The 15,504-nt window shown below is 67.2% G+C and carries 14 protein-coding genes; 4 read left to right on the plus strand and 10 right to left on the minus strand.

Features of this window, described 5'->3' with window-relative positions:
• Positions 1-21: 21 nt before the first annotated feature.
• The 3 genes from IDF66_RS05840 to IDF66_RS05850 all read right to left on the minus strand — a co-directional run bounded on the left by IDF66_RS05840 (position 22) and on the right by IDF66_RS05850 (position 3,593).
• Positions 22-945: a sugar phosphate isomerase/epimerase family protein gene (locus IDF66_RS05840; protein WP_190266014.1), complete on the minus strand. Its 924-nt coding sequence runs from the start codon at positions 943-945 to the stop codon at positions 22-24.
• 8 nt (positions 946-953) lie between these two features.
• The gene (locus IDF66_RS05845; RefSeq protein ID WP_190266015.1) at positions 954-2,501 is read right to left on the minus strand and encodes a hypothetical protein; all 1,548 of its coding nucleotides are present in this window, start codon (positions 2,499-2,501) and stop codon (positions 954-956) included.
• A 99-nt stretch (positions 2,502-2,600) separates the two neighbouring features.
• Positions 2,601-3,593, minus strand: a complete 993-nt coding sequence (locus IDF66_RS05850) for a Ppx/GppA phosphatase family protein (protein ID WP_190266016.1) — start codon at positions 3,591-3,593, stop codon at positions 2,601-2,603.
• Positions 3,594-3,738: 145 nt separating this feature from the next.
• Between IDF66_RS05850 and IDF66_RS05855 the strand changes: the two genes are divergently transcribed.
• Positions 3,739-4,566 (plus strand): hypothetical protein, encoded by an 828-nt coding sequence (locus tag IDF66_RS05855; RefSeq protein WP_190266337.1) that lies wholly within the window; start codon positions 3,739-3,741, stop codon positions 4,564-4,566.
• Positions 4,567-4,598: 32 nt separating this feature from the next.
• Here the strand turns inward: IDF66_RS05855 and IDF66_RS05860 are convergent, their stop codons facing one another.
• The 4 genes from IDF66_RS05860 to IDF66_RS05875 form a co-directional block, all read right to left on the minus strand.
• On the minus strand, positions 4,599-5,285 hold the full coding sequence (locus tag IDF66_RS05860; protein ID WP_190266017.1) for a response regulator: 687 nt from the start codon (positions 5,283-5,285) through the stop codon (positions 4,599-4,601).
• Positions 5,282-6,697, minus strand: coding sequence for a sensor histidine kinase (locus tag IDF66_RS05865; RefSeq protein ID WP_317628604.1), 1,416 nt, complete (start codon positions 6,695-6,697; stop codon positions 5,282-5,284). The genes IDF66_RS05860 and IDF66_RS05865 overlap by 4 nt, the downstream gene beginning before the upstream one ends.
• 152 nt (positions 6,698-6,849) lie before the next feature.
• Positions 6,850-7,182: a GNAT family N-acetyltransferase gene (locus tag IDF66_RS05870; RefSeq protein ID WP_164310876.1), complete on the minus strand. Its 333-nt coding sequence runs from the start codon at positions 7,180-7,182 to the stop codon at positions 6,850-6,852.
• A gap of 64 nt (positions 7,183-7,246) precedes the next feature.
• Positions 7,247-7,993, minus strand: a complete 747-nt coding sequence (locus tag IDF66_RS05875) for a phosphoglyceromutase (RefSeq protein ID WP_190266018.1) — start codon at positions 7,991-7,993, stop codon at positions 7,247-7,249.
• Between the two features lie 116 nt (positions 7,994-8,109).
• On the opposite strand from IDF66_RS05875, the gene IDF66_RS05880 reads away from it, so the two are divergent.
• Entirely contained in the window at positions 8,110-9,543 is a 1,434-nt protein-coding gene (locus tag IDF66_RS05880) for an APC family permease (protein ID WP_190266019.1), read from the plus strand.
• A 139-nt stretch (positions 9,544-9,682) separates the two neighbouring features.
• Here IDF66_RS05880 and IDF66_RS05885 read toward each other — a convergent pair whose 3' ends face one another.
• The 3 genes from IDF66_RS05885 to mshA form a co-directional block, all read right to left on the minus strand.
• Positions 9,683-11,287, minus strand: a complete 1,605-nt coding sequence (locus IDF66_RS05885) for an AMP-binding protein (RefSeq protein WP_190266020.1) — start codon at positions 11,285-11,287, stop codon at positions 9,683-9,685.
• A 191-nt stretch (positions 11,288-11,478) separates the two neighbouring features.
• Positions 11,479-12,090, minus strand: coding sequence for a type III secretion system chaperone family protein (locus IDF66_RS05890; RefSeq protein ID WP_190266021.1), 612 nt, complete (start codon positions 12,088-12,090; stop codon positions 11,479-11,481).
• A gap of 4 nt (positions 12,091-12,094) precedes the next feature.
• The gene (mshA, locus tag IDF66_RS05895; RefSeq protein ID WP_164310871.1) at positions 12,095-13,444 is read right to left on the minus strand and encodes a D-inositol-3-phosphate glycosyltransferase; all 1,350 of its coding nucleotides are present in this window, start codon (positions 13,442-13,444) and stop codon (positions 12,095-12,097) included.
• 167 nt (positions 13,445-13,611) lie between these two features.
• On the opposite strand from mshA, the gene IDF66_RS05900 reads away from it, so the two are divergent.
• Positions 13,612-14,901, plus strand: a complete 1,290-nt coding sequence (locus IDF66_RS05900) for a cytochrome P450 (RefSeq protein ID WP_190266022.1) — start codon at positions 13,612-13,614, stop codon at positions 14,899-14,901.
• Positions 14,894-15,490 carry a TetR/AcrR family transcriptional regulator gene (locus tag IDF66_RS05905; protein WP_190266023.1) on the plus strand — a complete coding sequence of 199 codons (597 nt, stop codon included), beginning with the start codon at positions 14,894-14,896 and terminating at the stop codon, positions 15,488-15,490. The genes IDF66_RS05900 and IDF66_RS05905 overlap by 8 nt, the downstream gene beginning before the upstream one ends.
• Positions 15,491-15,504 lie beyond the last annotated feature (14 nt).

The raw sequence follows: 15,504 nt of genomic DNA on the forward strand, positions 1-15,504 counted from the left end.
GGGCGGACTCGACCGGTGCGTTCACACCTGGTCGGTCCGGACCCGTTCGGGGCCGTCCGAGGGCAGCGTCCGTCGGAGATGCTGCCGCGCAAAATCTAGCGAATGGGCCAACAGTGCACTGCGTTCGGGTTTGTTGCGGGCGGAGCTGGTGGTGACCTCCAGCACGACGGCACCGTCGAAGTCACTCTGCGCGAGAAGCCGGCAGACCTCTGCGCACGGCTGATTGCCGTCGCCGGGAAGCAGGTGTTCGTCGGTGGCCGCGCCGTCACCGTCGGCGAGATGCAGGTGGTTGAGACGCGATCCCATCCGGTCGAACATGGCCAGCGCGTCGACGCCCGCGGTCGCGGTGTGGGAGAGATCGAGGGTGTAGTTGGCGTAGCCGTCGTCGGTCGGGTCGATCGACTTGCCGAACGCCGACGCCGCGAGCCCGGGACCGCCACCGCGACCGGCGAGACGTTTCGCCGAACGCTCGCCCGCTCCGAACAGGCGGTCGGCGCGCATCGGGAACATGTTCTCCACGGCGATCGCGATCCCGCTGTCCTCCTCGAGTTCCGCGACGAGATCGTCGAAGGCTTCGACATAGGCCCGCTGCCAGCGAAACGGCGGATGCACCACCACGGTCTGGGCGCCGAGGTCCTCGGCGGCCTGCACCGACCGCGCCAATTTGACCAGTGGGTCACGACCCCAGACGCGCTGGGAGATCAGCAGACACGGTGCGTGGATCGACAGGACGGGCACCTGGTAGCGCTCGGACAGGTATTCGACGTGCCGAATGTCCTGGCTCACCGCCTCGCCCCACACCATCAGCTCGACCCCGTCGAATCCGAGTTCCGCGGCGTAGGCGAATGCCGCCTCGGTGTTCTGCGGATAGACCGATGCCGTCGACAACCCGATGGGGATGTCGCGTGTCTCGGGTCGTGTCGGCGATGGCACGGCGTCTGTCACGGTGGGACTCAGGTGGCCAACAACACCAGTGGGCCGATCGTCACGATCAGCCCGACGCCCAGCGCGAGAAGCGTGGTCGTGAGATCTTTCGTCCGCCGCACTAGATGCGCGAAGGTGACGATGCCGAAGATCACCAGCACGGCCAGCACCAGCGCGAAGTAGACGTTCCACTTCCACAGTTCGGTGAAGCCCCAGAACAGTCCGATGCCGATCGCGAGACCGGCGATCGACTGTCCGATGACGACAAGCCACGCCACCGTCGGCGAGTGCTTGCTCCCGTCGCTGTCACGCTTGTCGTCGGTCTGCTCGTCGGCCGTAGGCGTGGCCGCCGGAGCGACGTCGCGATCGCTGGTCGTCGCGACCGGGTCGAGAGCCTCGGCGCGAGCGGTTTCGATCGCAGCGGCCCGACGACGACCTGCGCGGGTGCTGAGATCGTCGGGGCCCGGGCCGTCGGTCTCGTCCAGGTCGGTGTCGGTGTGTTCGGCGTCGATGTGAGCCGTGTCGATGTGGGCCGTGTCGGTGTCCGGACCGTCGGCGAGGTCACCGATGTATTCGGTCCGGGCCTCCGCGGGGTCCGACGGCTCGGCTACCGTCGGTGCTGCGAATGCCGCGGTACCGCCCACCGACAGATCGTCGACGTCGGGCTCCCGGTCGGCGTCTGCGACCTGGTCGGGTTCATCGAAGCCGGGCTCGTCGGCCACCACCTGCTCGCGCGCACGCGCCGCCGCAGGACGGGAGGACCGGTCGGAATTCTGTTTGTTCTTGAGCCAGCCGAAGCGCCGCTTCGGGGGCTCGGGCTCCTCGTCGATGTCGGCGAACGCACGATAGGCCTCGAAGTCGTCGGCCGATTCGGGCGTTTCCTCGATCACCTCGGGCGTTCCGGACAGGGAGGCCAGGTCGTAGCCGTCGATGTCGTCGGGCTCCACGACCACCAGCTCGTCGTCATCCTCCACCACGGGGATGATCCCGGTCACCGCATTGGCGTTCTCCGATTCGGCGGCCGACGGACGGCCCCGCGGTGCCGGTCCCGGCCGATTGGCGCCGGTCTGGGGCGCGAGCCGACCGGTGACCGAAGAGGCGCTGAAGTCACGGGTGGAGGGCGAGGCATATCCGGGCATCCCGCTCGCGGTGGGACCGGCCGGCCGGTTCGACGGCGGCGGCGCGTCCGGGCCGGGCTTCTGAGATGGGAATGGGGAGGGCGCCCGATCTGCGACCGGGCGGTCATCGGCATAGCGACGTGCGACCGGGTTCGCCGACCGCGGGAAGGCGCCCGCGTCGTCGCGGCGCTCCTCCGGCGCCGGCGTTTCCGGAGCCGACCGGCGATTGCCGCCGGTCTCCGGCTCGGCGGGACCGGCGTCGGTCGCATCGGCCGACCGGACGCGCGGGATCTCACCGGTCAGTTCCGACACGGACACCGAACCCTCGCGGCCGACGCGGCGCCTGCCGCGGCCTTCGCGGGTACCGCCGGTGGCGGCACCGCCCTCCTCGCGACTGCGTGCCAGCAACTCCGACACGGAGATCGGCCGTGAGTCCGGTGCATCCGGTTCGTTCGCCATCAGAGTGCGCTCTCCGTCCTCGAGATCAACCCGCCCCCTCGCGGGACATCGTCAATTGTGTGTCCGATGTCCTCCGCGCCTGCGGATCGGGAACACCGGTCATCCAACGCCGCGGTCCACCCCCCTGGTTCCCACGGCTCCGTTTCCGATGGACTCTGCCGATTCCGCCGGCTCCGAGTCGAGCCGACGCAGGATGACCCCCTCGCGCAGCGCCCACGGACAGATCTCAAGTGTATCGACTGACAGCGCCCGCATGGCCGCCTCCGCCACAAGCGCGCCTGCGACCAGCTGACCTGCGCGATCTGCGCTCACGCCCTCGAGTTCGGCACGATCATCACGAGTCATCCGCGAGATGAACGAGATCAGTTGACGCAACCCACTCGACGTCAGCTGGCGTTTCACTCGGGGGCCTGCGCTCGACGGCGCCGCCCCGGTCAGCCGGGCCAGACTCCGGAACGTCTTCGACGTGCCGACCGCGAGATCGGGTTTGCCCGGGTCGATGAGTTCTTTCGCCGCGGGCCGCAGCTCCGCGTCGAGCCAATCCCGCAGCACCGACACCCGACGGCGGTCCGGTGGGTCGCCGGGCAGCCACTCCCGCGTCAGCCGGCCGGCACCGAGTGGCACCGACAGCGCCACCTCGGGTTCCTCATCCACCCCGTTGGACATCTCCAGCGATCCGCCCCCGATGTCGAGCGCGAGGATGCGGCCTGCGCTCCAGCCATACCAGCGCCGCACCGCCAACGACGTCAGTCGCGCCTCGTCGGGACCGGAGAGCACGGTGACCTGCACGCCGGTCTTGCGTGCGACCTCGGCGAGCACCTCGTCGCTGTTGCTCGCGTCGCGTACCGCCGACGTCGCGAAAGCCATGATCTGCTCACAACCCGACGTCGATGCGATGTGGGTGAACTCGTCCACCGACTCGATGAGCTTGGCTGCCGCGCGATCGGACAGGCGGCCGCGGTCGTCGATCTGCTCGGCGAGGCGCAGCACGGATTTGGTGGAACTCATCGGGGTGGGGTGGCCACCGCGGTGGGCGTCGACCACCAGCAGATGAACCGTATTGCTGCCCACGTCGAGCACTCCTAGACGCACGTCCTCACACCCTACTGCGTCGTCGGCCACGGCACACCGGAGACCCTTGCCCCGGTCCCCGGCGCGGCGCGTACCCGCTCGACATGCGAAGACGCCGCCGGCGGTTACCGTGGACACCATGGCCCGCACCGAAGCATCGACGCGCATGAAACCGGCGCCCGAGGTGGATCTCGACTTCCCGCGTGAATGGTACGAATTCATCGATCCCGACAATTCCGAACACGTCATCCGGGCGGACCTGACGTGGTTGCTCTCCTACTGGACATGCGTGTTCGGGACTCCGGCGTGCCAGGGCATCATCGAGGGCCGTGAACACGACGGGTGCTGCAGTCACGGCGCCTACCTCTCCGACGAGGACGACCGTCGGAAGCTGGCCGAGGGCATGGCCATGCTGACCGCCGACGACTGGCAGTTCCACAAGAAGGGCTCCGGCAAGGACCCGCTCGGCCCCCGCGGCTACCTCGAAGAGGGCGACCTCGACGACGAGCCCGCGCTCAAGACTCGAAAGTACAAGGGCGCCTGCATCTTTCTGAACCGACCCGGCTTCGAGGGCGGCGCCGGGTGCGCATTGCACTCGATGGCGCTGCGTCGGGGACTCGAACCGCTCACCGTGAAGCCCGAGGTGTGCTGGCAACTCCCGATGCGTCGCGAGGAGAGCTGGGTGGAACGCCCCGACGGCACCGAGATCCTCCAGACCACCATCACCGAGTTCGACCGACGCGGCTGGGGCGAGGGCGGACACGACCTCCAGTGGTATTGCTCCGGATCGCCGGACGCGCATGTCGGCGCCACCCAGGTCTGGGAATCCTACGGCCCGGAGCTCACCGAGCTGATCGGCCGACGGGCCTACGAGGAGCTGGCTGCCGCATGCCGGCGCCGAAACGGATTGGGCCTGATCGCGATTCACCCGGCCACCGCCGCCGCGACGACCCGGCGGGAGACCGACATCAAATACGAACTCCTCGAGGACTGACCGGCCGGGGGCCACGACTGACCGCCCCGGGGCTACGGCTCGAACTTGTAACCCAGACCGCGAACCGTGACGAGGTGTTTGGGAGTGCCCGGATCGGGTTCGATCTTGGACCGCAGGCGCTTGACGTGGACGTCGAGGGTCTTGGTGTCACCGACGTAGTCGGCGCCCCAGACCCGGTCGATCAGCTGCCCGCGGGTGAGCACGCGTCCGACGTTGCGCAACAGGTACTCGAGGAGGTCGAACTCCTTGAGTGGCAATGTGGTCGACTGGCCGTTGACCGCGACCGTGTGGCGCTCCACGTCCATCCGCACCGGTCCCTCCTCCAGCACGCCGATTGCCAGATCCTCCTCGCCCGCGTCTCCGCCGCGGCGCAGAACCGCACGGATGCGCGCGATCAGCTCACGCGCCGAGTACGGCTTGGTCACATAGTCGTCGGCGCCCAGTTCGAGTCCGACGACCTTGTCGATCTCGCTGTCACGGGCGGTCACCATGATCACCGGCACACCGGACCGTGCCCGCAGTGATTTGCAGATCTCGGTGCCCGACATGCCGGGCAACATCACGTCGAGGAGAACGATGTCCGGGCTGACGCGGTCGAACGCCGTGAGCGCCTGAGCCCCATCGGTGACGACGCTGGCCTCGAAGCCCTCTTTGCGGAGCAGGAAGGCCAACGGGTCGGCCAACGATTCCTCGTCCTCGACGATCAATACGTGCGTCACCTATGCAATTCCTTCGGTCGGGTCGGGTGATCCGATTCGGCGTTCGACGCCGGATCGAGGTGTGCGGGCAGGACCGGATCGTCGTCGGGAAAACCGGGGGTCAGATCCTGCGGGATGCTGAGGGTGAATGTGGAGCCGGTGCCGGGCTTGCTCCACAAGCCGATGTTGCCTCCGTGATTGGCGGCGACGTGTTTGACGATGGCCAGACCGAGGCCGGTGCCACCAGTGAGGCGCGAACGGGCCTTGTCCACCCGGAAGAACCTCTCGAAGACGCGTTCCTGATCGTCGGGTGCGATGCCGATACCGCGATCGGTCACCGCCAGGGCGACCATCGGGCGACCGTCCGTGGTGGTGATACGACGACTGATCGAGACGGTGGTGTGTTCCGGCGAATATGCGATGGCATTGACCACGAGATTGGACAGGGCGGTCAGCAGGAGCCTGCGATCGCCGCGAACGGTGAGTCCGGACGGCTCGTCCGCGCGCAAGGTGATCGAGACCGCTTCGGCATTGGTCGTCGAACTGTCGATCGCCTCGGAGACCAGCTCGTCGACGTCGACCGGGGCGAACTCCGACGTCTCGCCGCCTTGCAGCCGCGAGAGGGCGATGAGTTCGCTGACCATGTTGCCCATGCGGTCGGATTCGACGAGCACCCGACGGCCGAAGTGTTCGACGGAGTCCGGGTCGTCGGAGGATTCGAGGAGAGCCTCGGCCAGCAGGCCGATCGCCCCGACCGGGGTCTTCAACTCGTGTGAGACGTTGGCGATGAAGTCGCGACGAGTCGCCTCCACCCGCGAATGCTCGGTGTCGTCGACGCCGTAGACCACGGCGTAGCGCTCGTCGTCGTGCGCGACGAGTCGCACCAGGCAGCGCACCGACTCCACGTTGCGCGCGGTGGTGCGGCCGGTGGAGATGAAGCCAAGCGACGACTGGGTCGGAGTGAACTCGAAACGCGCCTCCACCTCGGTGTCGAGGACCTCTTTGGCGGCATCCCACACGGCGTCGGCGAGCAGGCGTTCACGGACGACGCCGAGCTCGACGGCCTGATGGTTGTAGAGGACGACGTCGCGGAAGCGGTCCACCACCGCGACCGCGCTCTCACTGTTGCGCACGATGAGACTCAGCAGTCCGGCCTTGGTCATCCGCCCGTCGTCGGTGGTCACGTCGACGTCGGTGTCGCGCAGTTCGGCCGCCGCGTCCACCTCGCGCGGCGCGTGCGCGGCGAACATCCGCGATTCGAGCAATGAGGTCGCCACCTGGGCCGAGGTCGCCTGCGGCGAACTCGTCCTGGGGGCGGAGAACGGTCTCCACGCACGGCCGGCGCTCCAGCTCCGTCCGCGCCAGCCGAGTCCGACGAGCACTCCGCAGACCAGCGCGAGCGCGAAAGCCGCGACCAACAATGCAACGGTCACAATTGCAGCTTACGGCGCAACAAACGCCCACTGCACATTCCCGGCCATTGTTCCGCGGCTGTTCACCCGGTGTTCGACCATTCCCTCACACCCGCCACCAGGTCGTTGCTATGCCGCGTGATCCAGCAGTCCGCAGACGTACAGTCCGCCGGTCACTGCGGTACGGGAACCGCCATGTCGGCGTACTCGGGATGTTGCGAGATGAAGCGCTGCACGTACGAGCAGACCGGCATCACCTGCTTGCCGGTTGCGCGGATGTCGTCGAGCACGTACCGAACGAGTTGTCCCGCATAGCCATGACCGCTGAACTGCTCGCGGACGACGGTATGGGTCAACACCACCTGATACGGCTCCGAGACATAGTCGAGATAGCCGACCATCTCTTCGTCGCCACTTCCGTCAGCCGCCGGATCCGGTGTCAAGATCGCTTCGTACCGCTCCTGAGCAGGGGAATGGGTGATGCGTAGGGTCCCGACATTCGCCATGGCATCCAATGTAGCGCGCGTCACAGCATCGGCACCATGACGATTTTGTTACAGCTGGCCGGAACTACTTCTGCCCTTGGGCCGCAACGGCTGCGGCGCCCGCTGCGGCCGCTTCCGGGTCCAGGTAGGTCCCGCCGGGATTGAGCGGCTTCAGGTTCTCGTCGAGGTCGTAGCGCAACGGGTTGCCGGTCGGGATGTTGAGGCCGGCGATGTCGGCATCGGAGATGTCGTCGAGGTACTTCACCAAGGCGCGCAGGGAGTTGCCGTGGGCCGCGACGAGCACCGTCTTGCCTGCCCTGATGTCGGTCGCGATGGTCTCGGTGAAGTACGGGATCATGCGTGCGACGACGTCCTTGAGGCATTCCGTCAGCGGCACCTCGGCGAGATCGCCATAGCGCGGATCGTCGGATTGGCTGTACTGCGCGTCCCGCTCGATGGGCGGCGGCGGCGTGTCGTAGCTGCGGCGCCAGAGCATGAACTGCTCCTGGCCGTACTTCTCGAGGGTGTCCGCCTTGTTGAGCCCCTGCAGGGCACCGTAGTGACGCTCGTTGAGTCGCCAGTCGCGGGTCACCGGAATCCAGTGGCGATCGGCCTTGTCCAGTGCGATCTGCGCGGTCTGGATGGCCCGACGCAACAGCGACGTGTAGAGGATGTCGGGCAGGACGTCGTGCTCGACGAGCAACTCACCGGCACGGACCGCCTCGGCCTCGCCCTTCTCGGTGAGCGCCACATCGACCCAGCCGGTGAACTGGTTCGACGCGTTCCACTCGCTCTCGCCGTGCCGCATCAGAATCAAGGTGCCGTTGCTCATGGGAAGAGTTTCGCATAATCACCACGGGGCCACCCGTCTGCTCCCGAACGGCGACGAACCGGCCACAGAAGGATCAATAACGCGCAATTCGGGCAAAACGGATCTACCTTCTCTACATGACCGTCAGCGCGGAGACCGGCGCGGCCGGTGCCGGAGAGTCCAAGCAGCCCGAACTCAGACGTGTCCTCGGGTGGAAGCTACTGCTGCTCTTCATCATCGGCGACATCCTGGGAACGGGCGTCTACGCCCTCACCGGTCAAGTGGCAGGTGAGGTCGGCGGCGCGGCCTGGGCACCGTTCCTGATCGCCTTCGCGGTGGCCACCCTCACCGCGTTCTCCTACCTCGAACTGGTGACCAAGTACCCCCAGGCAGCGGGTGCCGCCCTGTACGTGCACAAGGCATTCGGGGTCCACTTCATCACCTTCATCGTGTTGTTCACGGTGATGTGCTCGGGCATCACGTCGGCCACGACGGCGTCTCGCGCGTTCGCCGTCAACATGCTCACCGCGTTCAGCGGGGGCGACAAACCGGATGCCACGAGTCCGGCCCTGCTGTTCTTCGCGATCGCATTTCTGCTCGTCGTCATGTTCATCAACTTCCGCGGTGTCGCCGAGGGAGTGGGCACCAACGTGGTGCTCACGCTCGTCGAACTGTCCGGCCTGCTGATGGTCATCTTCATCGGCTACTGGTTCATCGTCGGCGGCAACGCCGAACACTGGGATGCGGTGGTCGCCTTCGAGACACCCGACGACAAGAACGTCTTCGTCGCCATCACGGCCGCCACCTCACTGGCGTTCTTCGCCCTCGTCGGATTCGAGGACTCGGTCAACATGGCCGAGGAGTGCAAGGAACCGGTGCGCATCTTCCCGAAGGTGATGCTCAGCGGTCTGGCGATCACCGCGGTCGTCTATGTGCTGATCTCCATCTGCGCGGTGGCGATCGTGCCGGTCGGCGTGCTCGCCGAGAGCGAGACGCCGCTCGTCGACGTGGTGCAGTCCGCTGCGCCCGACTTCCCCATCGGCGATCTCCTGCCGTGGATCTCGATGTTCGCCGTGGCCAACACCGCACTGATCAACATGATGATGGCCAGCCGCCTGCTCTACGGCATGTCGAAGCAGGGCGTGTTACCTGCGTTCCTCTCCTATGTGCACCCCGGTCGACGGACTCCCGTGGCGGCCATCATCTTCACCACGGTCATCGCCCTCTGCCTGCTCGTGTACGTGAGCGCCGACCCGGAGAGTTCGGTGGTCGGCCTACTGGGCGGCACCACCGCGCTGCTCCTGCTCGCGGTGTTCACCGTGGTGAACGTCTCGGTGCTGGTTCTCCGGCGTAAGCCGGTGCAGCACAAACATTTCCGCACCTGGACACCGCTCGCGGTGCTGGGTGCGATCACCTGCGGCTACCTCACCCTGCCGGTGACCGGACGTGACTCGGAGCAGTACGTGATCGCCGGGTGGCTGCTCCTGCTCGGCGTCATCCTGTGGGTCGTGACCTACCGGCACCACAGACGTCAGCACGTCCCCGAGGGACACCTCGAGGACGTGAACTGACGGGTCTCGATACGCCCTCGGCCAGCGCCTCGGGCTACTCGACCGGCGAATACGTTGTCCGCCAGATCCGTTATCCGCTGGTCGAGTAGCCCGCGAGCTGCCAGGCGAGCGGGCGTATCGAGACCACCTGCGTCCGAGGCTACTTACGCAAGTCCTTGCGCAGGATCTTGCCCGATGCGGACTTCGGGATCGCGTCGATGAACTCGACCACCCGGACCTTCTTGTGCGGCGCGACCTTTGCCGCGACGAACTCGATGACCTCGGTCTCGCTCAGCTCCGCATCGGGCTGCTTGACGACGAAAGCCTTCGGGATCTCTTCGCCGTCGTCGTCGTTGACGCCGATGACCGCGGTGTCGGCGATCCCCGGGTGCGTGAGCAACAGCGCCTCGAGCTCGGCCGGTGGGACCTGGTAGCCCTTGTACTTGATGAGCTCCTTGAGCCGGTCGACGATGTAGACGCACCCGGTCGGGTCGACCTGTGCCATGTCGCCGGTGTGCAGGTAACCGTCGGCGTCGATGGTGTCGGCGGTGGCCTGCTCGTTGTTGAGGTAACCCAGCATGACGTTCGGGCCCTTCACCCAGAGTTCCCCGGGCTCCGAGAGACCTTCCGTCGGCAGGTCGATCTCGTCACCGGTGGCCGGGTCGACGATCTTGTTCTCGGTGTTGGGGATCGCCCAGCCGGTCGACGAGAGCGGCGGCTCGTCGTAGCCCAGCGCGGCCTTGGTGTCGATCGGGATCAGATGGCTGACCGGCGACAACTCGCTCATGCCATAGCCCTGCAGCATGTGCAGGTCCAGCCGCTTCGCGACCGCCTTGCCGAGCTCGTCGTCGAGGGGGGCGGCGCCCGACATCATGACCTCCAGCGACGACAGGTCGTAGTTGTCGATGATCGGATGCTTGGCCAATGCGACCGCGACCGGCGGCGCGATGAAGGCCTTGGTCACTTTCTGGTTCTGGATGTTCTCCAGGAACTCGACCAGGTCGAACCGCGGCATGATCACCAGGCGCCCACGGTTGTAGAGCGCGGCGTTGAGCAACACCGTCATCCCGTAGATGTGAAAGAACGGCAGGACCGCGATCACCACGTCGTCGTTCGTCACACCCTGCAGCGGCTTGATCTGGGCGACGTTGGCGACCAGGTTGCGGTGGCTGAGCGCGACACCCTTCGGGTTGCCCGTGGTGCCCGAACTGTAGGGCAGCGCCGCGACGTGGGTGGCCGGGTCGATCGTGATGTCCGGCGCCGGCAGATTCGGGCCGAGCAGATCGACCGCGTTCGGATGACCCGAACTCTCCTGCCCCTCGCCGTCGAGGACGATCAGGTTCTCGTCGGCGATGCCGACTTCCTTGGCGGCCGCGGCCGCCTGCTCGAGCATCGGCGAGATGGTGATGAGCATGGTCGCGTTGGCGTTTGTCAGCTGCTTGGCGATCTCGGGTGCGGTGAACAGCGCATTGATCGTCGTCGCCGTGCCGCCGGCCCGCAGGATGCCATGGAAGACCGTCGCGAAGGCCGGGATGTTCGGCGACAGCACGCCGACCACGTCGCCGACCCCGATCCCGCGCGCCGCCAGGGCGCCTGCCGCTGCGTCGATCTGGCCGATCAACCGGCGATAGGTGGTCTCGTCGCCCGACTTCGGGTCGACCAGCGCCACCCGGTCGAGATCCTCGTCGGCGATCGACCCGAACAAGAAGTCGTAGACACTCACGTCGGGGATCTCGACGTCGGGATAGGGACTCTTGAAGCTCATGACACCTCCGTTGGTGATCTTTCGGGCGCAATCGTAGCAATACTCGTTGTCGAGTTCCGCCCGAACGCGATGTCCGCATCGTCCGATTCGTCCGCATCTGGCGATCCGGTCCTGCGCAGGCACAACTCTACGAGACGACCACGATCACTGTGAGGGCGCCCACACCTTCGGTCGAACGGTCAGCGCCGTCATCAGTCCAGGTCATCGGCCGAACCGTCCGACCGCTCCCCTACCGAGTCGACCGACGTCACGCCCGGAACATAGCGGTCCGGCAGCGGTTCGCCGGGTTCGGGCAGTGACTCCTTGTCGATCAGGTGCTCGAACGCGAGCAGATTGCGCAGGGACTCGCCACGCGACACCCGCCACGCCCACTCGCGTTGGATCGAGGCGAGGAATCCGATCTCCAGAAGTGTGTTGAAGTCGCCGTCGGCGGCCTCGAGGACCTGACCGAGGACCCGGTCGAGTTCGTCTGCGCTCAATGCATCACCCGAGATGCGGCCGACCAGGTAGATGTCGCCGGTGTTGTCGATCGTGTATGCGACCCCGTACAGCCGACGGTTGCGCCGGAGCAGGTAGCGATAGACGCCCTCGTGGTTCTCGTCCGGACGCCGGCACACGAACGCCTCCACACGGACGCCGTGCGGGCCGGCGGTCAGGAGGACGGTGGTCGTCAGCTTGCGCTCGCCGGGCAGTTCCAGCACGAGGTGATCGGCCTGGGCGCCACCGGCATCCTTGCGACTGAACGAGATCTCCCGTTCGGTCAGGGCGGTTTCGAGCAGTTCGACGATCTCGGCCTGGTTCACTCGTTCATCCTTGTCCCACACTCATCTTGGACCGGCGTCTGCGCCAGCGCCGGGAGCCGCGCCGCACGGTGGCCGCCCCGGCGGCGCCCGGATTCCGGGTGGCAAACGACTGCATCGCGGCCGAATAACTGGAGAGCAGTTGGGTCGAGGTGTGCTCCCACGAGAACTGCTCGGCGTGCGCGCGGGTGTTCTGCCGCATCGACGCCAGGCGGTCGGGATCGGCCAGCAGCGCTCCGATCGCACGCGACCAGTCCTCGACGTCGTGCCCGTCGACCAACACACCGGTCCGGCCGTCCGCCACGGCGACGCTCAGACCCCCCACGTCGGCGGCCACCACCGGGGTACCACAGGCCTGCGCCTCGATGGCGACGAGCCCGAAGCTCTCCGAGTAGCTCGGCACGGCAACCAGATCCGAGGCGCGGTACACCTGGGCGAGCCGATCCGCGGATTGGGGCGGGAGGAAGGTGACGGAGTCGGCGATACCCAGGTCCGCGGCCAGGTCGATGAGGGCGGTGGGCTGCGCGAGGCCGGTCCCCGACGGCCCGCCGACGATGAGGACCCTGACCCGGCGCCCCTGCCCACGCGACAGCTCGATGATCGGGGCGGCGGCCGCCAACAGAACGTCGGGAGCCTTGAGTGGCTGAATCCGCCCAACGAAGGTCAGTACCGTCTCGTCGTCGCGAAGGCCCAGTTCGGCGCGCGCCAGGGCACGCGGCCCCGGCGAGTAGACATCGAGATCCGCGCCGGGCGTCACCACGTCGATCCGCGCGCGGTCGGCGTTGTACATCGACACCAGCTCGGTCGCCTCGGTCTGGGTGTTCACCACCATGCGATCGGCCTCGTCGACCACCTGCTGCTCGCCGATCACCCGCAGCATGGGTTCGGCCGTGTCGCCTTTCGCCAGCGACGCGTTCTTGACCGCTGCCAGAGTGTGCGCGGTGTGCACCAACGGCACTCCCCATCGATCCCGCGCGAGCCAGCCGACCTGGCCGGACAACCAGTAGTGCGAGTGGATCAGGTCGTAGTAGCCGGGCTTGTGCATCGCCTCGGCGCGCAGGACACCCGCCGTGAACGCACAGAGCTGAGCAGGCAGATCACGTTTGTCGAGACCCTCGAACGGTCCGGCCACGACGTTTCTGACGGTCACGCCGGGTGCCGCCTGCACGCTCGGCGCGTCCGACGACGACGTCGCGCGGGTGAATATCTCGACCTCGACCCCGCGACGGGCCATCCGCGTCGCGGTCTGCCAGACGTAGACGTTCATCCCCCCGGCGTCGCCGGTACCCGGCTGCGCCAGTGGTGACGTGTGCACGGAGATGAGTGCGACGCGCCTCGGCAACGGGGGGCTGGTCATCCCTCCACCTTAGAGAAAGTCGACAGGGCCATTCGGCCCGGCCACGTCGGCGCCCTGAGCACACCCTTCCACTCGCCCGGGCGCAGTTCTCCGCCGTGCGGGCGGGGTTCTGCGCCCGCACGGCGAAAGCGGTTGACACTTGATTCATAGTGTCTCACCATCAATACATGTCAATCGGAGTGTCTGAGCGCGCGGAGTACGTCTTACGGTCGGGGCCCTCGTGGGCGGATCCGCACCCGATGTACGCGGCCCTGCGCGAACGGTCGCCGGTGCACCGGGTGGTCGCCGATGCCGACAACGGCGCCGCGGGCGACTTCTGGGTCCTGACCCGCCACGCCGACGTGATGGCCGCGGCGAACGACACCGCGACCTTCTCCTCGGCGCAGGGCCTCACGGTCACCTATGGCGAACTCGATGCCATCGGGATGGCCGACCACCCCCCGATGGTCATGCAGGATCCGCCGTCGCACACCGAGTTCCGCAAGCTGGTCGCCCGCGGCTTCACTCCTCGGCAGGTCATCGAGGTGGAGCCCAAGGTCCGCGAGTTCGTCGCCGAACGTCTCGACCGACTACCCACCGATGGTCCCGCCGACATCGTCGGCGAGCTCTTCAAACCATTGCCGAGTATGGTGGTCGCCCACTATCTCGGTGTGCCCGAGGAGGATTGGTCCCGCTTCGACGGCTGGACCCAGGCGATCGTCGGCGCCGCGTCGGGCGTCGGGGGGATGGCGGCCGCCGGCGAATCGGCGGGCGCGGCGACGATGGAGATGCTCTCGTACTTCACCGAACTCGTCGACCACCGCAAGCGCCACCCGGCCGACGACACGGTCTCCCAGCTCGTCGCCGCGGGCCTCGCCGACGACCCCGACGATCCCGGGGGCCTGCTCTCGATCCTGGCATTCACCTTCACCATGGTGGCCGGCGGCAACGACACGACTACCGGCCTGCTCGGCGGCAGCGTCGCGCTGCTTCACCAACACCCGGATCAGCGACGACGGCTCGTCGAGGATCCAGACCTGATCCCCGGGGCCATCGACGAGTTGCTCCGCCTCACCTCCCCTGCGCAGGGATTGGCGCGCACCACGACCCGCGACGTCTCCTACCCGGCGCCCGACGCGCAGAGGGTCGGCCATCTGCCGCCCGAGGCGGCCGACGGCGCCGTCACGATCCCTGCGGGTCGCAAGGTATTGCTCTGTTACGGGTCGGCCAATCGCGATCCCGAGGTGTACGGGGCCGACGCCGACGTCCTCGACGTCACCCGCCGGCCCCGCAACATCCTCACCTTCAGTCACGGCAACCATCACTGTCTGGGCGCCGCAGCGGCACGGATGCAGGGACGGGTCGCGCTGACCGAGCTGCTCGCCCGCCAACCCGAGTTCACGGTCGACGTGACCGGGATCGAATGGGCCGAGGGCAACTACGTTCGACGACCGACCTTCGTACCGTTCCATGTCTGACACGACCACCGACTGGCTCGCGCCGGAACGGGCCGAGCTCGCCGCACAGCACATCCTCGACATCGCCGAGCGGATGTTCGTCGAGAAGGGGGTGTCCGCGGTGACCATGCGTGACATCGCCTCGGCCGCCGGATGCTCGCGTGCGACGTTGTATCGCTACTATCCCGGCAAGTCGGAAGTCCTTGCCGCCTATGTCGATCGGGCCGCGGCCGAGCTTGGGACAGCGGTCGGCACAGCCACCCGGCACGAGTCCGATCCGGGTGCCCGACTGCTCGCCGCAGTGACCACCGCCGTGGCAGGCGTGCGGTCGAACCCCGCGCTGTCGGCATGGTTCGTCCCCGATGCCGCCGGGCAGTCGGCGAATCTGGCTCTTCTCTCGCCCGCCATCGAGGAGATCGCGGTGGGGTTCCTCGGCGACATCGCGCCGAGCACCCGACCGAACGAACGACGCGACCGCGCACGGTGGGTGGTGCGCGTCATCGTGTCACTGTTGACGAGCCCCGGCGAGACCGCGTCAGACGAGCGAGAAATGCTGCAGCGCTTCGTCGTTCCGGTCGTGACGACCGCAACGCGAGGCCCGGTCGACTGATCCGACCGACCGAT

Origin of the sequence: Gordonia hankookensis (genome assembly GCF_014673215.1) — a bacterium.
Classification (GTDB): domain Bacteria; phylum Actinomycetota; class Actinomycetes; order Mycobacteriales; family Mycobacteriaceae; genus Gordonia; species Gordonia hankookensis.

Coding starts and splice junctions, on each gene's coding strand:
- IDF66_RS05870 (WP_164310876.1), bottom strand. CDS start 7,182: ATGGCGAATGTCGGGACCCTACGCATCACCCATTCCCCTGCTCAGGAG.
- IDF66_RS05885 (WP_190266020.1), bottom strand. CDS start 11,287: ATGAGCTTCAAGAGTCCCTATCCCGACGTCGAGATCCCCGACGTGAGT.
- IDF66_RS05900 (WP_190266022.1), top strand. CDS start 13,612: ATGTCAATCGGAGTGTCTGAGCGCGCGGAGTACGTCTTACGGTCGGGG.
- IDF66_RS05880 (WP_190266019.1), top strand. CDS start 8,110: ATGACCGTCAGCGCGGAGACCGGCGCGGCCGGTGCCGGAGAGTCCAAG.
- IDF66_RS05845 (WP_190266015.1), bottom strand. CDS start 2,501: ATGGCGAACGAACCGGATGCACCGGACTCACGGCCGATCTCCGTGTCG.
- IDF66_RS05875 (WP_190266018.1), bottom strand. CDS start 7,993: ATGAGCAACGGCACCTTGATTCTGATGCGGCACGGCGAGAGCGAGTGG.
- mshA (WP_164310871.1), bottom strand. CDS start 13,444: ATGACCAGCCCCCCGTTGCCGAGGCGCGTCGCACTCATCTCCGTGCAC.
- IDF66_RS05905 (WP_190266023.1), top strand. CDS start 14,894: ATGTCTGACACGACCACCGACTGGCTCGCGCCGGAACGGGCCGAGCTC.
- IDF66_RS05855 (WP_190266337.1), top strand. CDS start 3,739: ATGAAACCGGCGCCCGAGGTGGATCTCGACTTCCCGCGTGAATGGTAC.